At 70.2% G+C, this 2,251-nt stretch carries 2 protein-coding genes and 1 pseudogene; 2 read left to right on the top strand and 1 reads right to left on the bottom strand.

Annotated features, from left to right (window positions below):
* Together CW362_RS45205 and CW362_RS42700 are read left to right on the top strand one after the other, a co-directional pair.
* A pseudogene (locus CW362_RS45205) lies at nt 1-132 on the top strand (DUF2267 domain-containing protein); the annotation flags it as partial.
* A 33-nt stretch (nt 133-165) separates the two neighbouring features.
* Nucleotides 166-609 (top strand): DUF2267 domain-containing protein, encoded by a 444-nt coding sequence (locus CW362_RS42700; protein WP_103554943.1) that lies wholly within the window; start codon nt 166-168, stop codon nt 607-609.
* A gap of 218 nt (nt 610-827) precedes the next feature.
* Here CW362_RS42700 and CW362_RS42695 read toward each other — a convergent pair whose 3' ends face one another.
* The gene (locus tag CW362_RS42695; RefSeq protein ID WP_103554942.1) at nt 828-1,166 is read right to left on the bottom strand and encodes a MerR family transcriptional regulator; all 339 of its coding nucleotides are present in this window, start codon (nt 1,164-1,166) and stop codon (nt 828-830) included.
* Nucleotides 1,167-2,251: the final 1,085 nt, after the last annotated feature.

Here is a 2,251-nt window from a genome sequence, read left to right as displayed (position 1 = left end):
ACCGCGACCTGGGACGTCAGCGCCGTCCTCTCAACGGTCGCCGACACGGCCGGCGATGACCTGCTGGGCCAGATCCTGCTCCAGCTCCCCACCGGCTACGACCTCCTCTTCGGCCGCCCCCAGCCCACCTGACCACCCTGGCTCCTATGAAAGGCATCCACCGCAGTGATCACCGACGTACGCGTACCGCTTGAGCACCAGCAGCCGTACTCGACGGCGTACGAGCAGATGCTGGAGAAGGTCCGCTACGAAGGCGCCTACCCCACCCGCGAGCGAGCTGAGGAATCCGTCCGCCTGGTCCTTTCGGGGCTGGGACGCCAGCTGACCGGCGACGAACGCGTTGACCTGGCGCGCTGCCTGCCCCGGGAGGCCGCTCGTGTGCTGACCGCGCAGATCCCCGATCCTCAGCCGCTGACCGGATGGGCCTTCGTCAAGGACCTCGCCGCCCGCTCCGGCGCCTCCCTGGCCACCACCCGCTGGGACACCGGCTCCGTCTTCGCCGCCGTCACCGCCCACACCGGCCCCGACCTCATCACCCGCATCCTGCACCAGCTCCCCACCGGCTACGCCCTGCTGTTCGGCCGCGCCGAACTCACCCCGGCCGCGTAAACGGCCGGTGCCCTTCCAGCGCCAGGGAGGGTTGGACGACGGTGCACGGCCCGCGCACCCCTCAGGGAGAGGCCGCCGCACCCCCGGCGTGACAGCCGGGCTCCGGGCGGGGCCGGAGCCATGATGAAGACGACGTTGCCCGGGACGCCGAAGCGTCCCGGGCAGTAGGTGCGGGCGCAGCCGCGAAGCCACTTGGGCAGGTGCAGGTCTTCGCTGTCTCAGGCCGAGGCCGGCGGAGCGGATGACTCGGCGGCGCGGCGGTATTCGGCGTTGATGCGCTGGGCTTCTTCGAGCTGGTCTTCGAGGATGACGATGCGGCAGGCGGCCTCGATCGGGGTCCCGTGGTCGACGAGCTCCCGGGCCCGGGCGGCGATGCGCAGTTGGTAGCGGGAGTAGCGGCGGTGCCCGCCCGCAGAGCGAAGCGGGGTGATCAGGCGCGCTTCGCCGATGGCGCGGAGGAAGCCCTGGGTGGTGCCGAGCATCTCGGCGGCCCGGCCCATGGTGTAGGCGGGGTAGTCGTCGTCGTCGAGACGGCCGAAGGTGTCGTCTGCTGTCATTGCACCTCTCTGTGGAACACGCTTGAGGGGCCCTGGTGTCGTACGACACCAGGGCCCCGAAGGAACTGCTGCACCATCTGCCGGCCCTGGTACTGCGCCGGCGTTCTGTTTCCGCTAGCCCGACGGGAATGCTGTCGGGGGTGCGGGGATCGCGGTTGCTTGACCGGAGACCACCTCACTATCGATGTCCTGCGGTACCCGGGTTCAACACTCCGCCCGGGCGATCCTGATGGCGCCTGCTTCCTCCGTTTCTTCCCTCGGTGATCAACTGCGTACTGCTGGAACTGCGAACTGCTCAGCGGCCTGTGACAGCGCCACCCTTCGGCGGTCAGCCCCGTCGCCCGTCCTGCGTCTGCTCTGGCTTAGAACCCCACTGCCGAATTTTGTGTGTGCGTGGCGGCGGTCTCGGGCTGGGCGGCGCGGGTGTCGGGTCGGGAGGAGTTCGGCGGCCGGTGTGGGCGGGCTGTGGGGGAGTGGTTTGTCCGTTGTCCGGGCTGCTGGTGGTGTGTGTCCGGGGTTCTGGTTCGGTGTCCGTCCGGGTTCTCCATGCAGGGGCCGGCCGGGGCTGGTTCGGTGTGGGTGCCGTCCGCCTCGGTCACTGTGTCCTGCGGGGTGATCACGGTGGGGATGCTGGCGTGAGCGTTGCAGGACGAGAGCGGCGCCCGCTTGTATCGGGGGCCCCGGAGAAGGCCGCGGGCCCGTTGTCGTCGCCGTAGTTCCGTTTGGCTGGGACGGTCTGTACGTCCTTCTCGGCGAAGTGTTTGTCTTTGTGCGTCGTCTTCGGGGCCGGGTGGATCGGGTGTGTGCCGGCCTGTCCGGTTGCCCGGTTGTGCGGGGAGGGTTTCGTGGACATGCGGTGTGCGTGGTTCTCGTCGGAGTGGGGGTTTTTGCTGTCGTGCCGTGGTCCGGGGCTGGTGCCGTGGTTTTCGGTGGCGGCGGCGGGGGTGTGCTGCGGGCCGCTGCCCTGGCGTATTGGGGCCGGGGTGTGGACGGCGGCGGGGGTGCGCTGCGGGGTGGTGTGATGGGCCGGGTGCGTGTTCCGCGGGGTGTCGGGGATCTGGCCGGCGCGGGCGCGGCGGCGGTGG

Origin of the sequence: Streptomyces populi, assembly GCF_002911015.1 — a bacterium.
GTDB classification, from domain to species: Bacteria; Actinomycetota; Actinomycetes; order Streptomycetales; family Streptomycetaceae; genus Streptomyces; species Streptomyces populi.
This window is presented reverse-complemented; position numbering and strand designations above follow the sequence as displayed.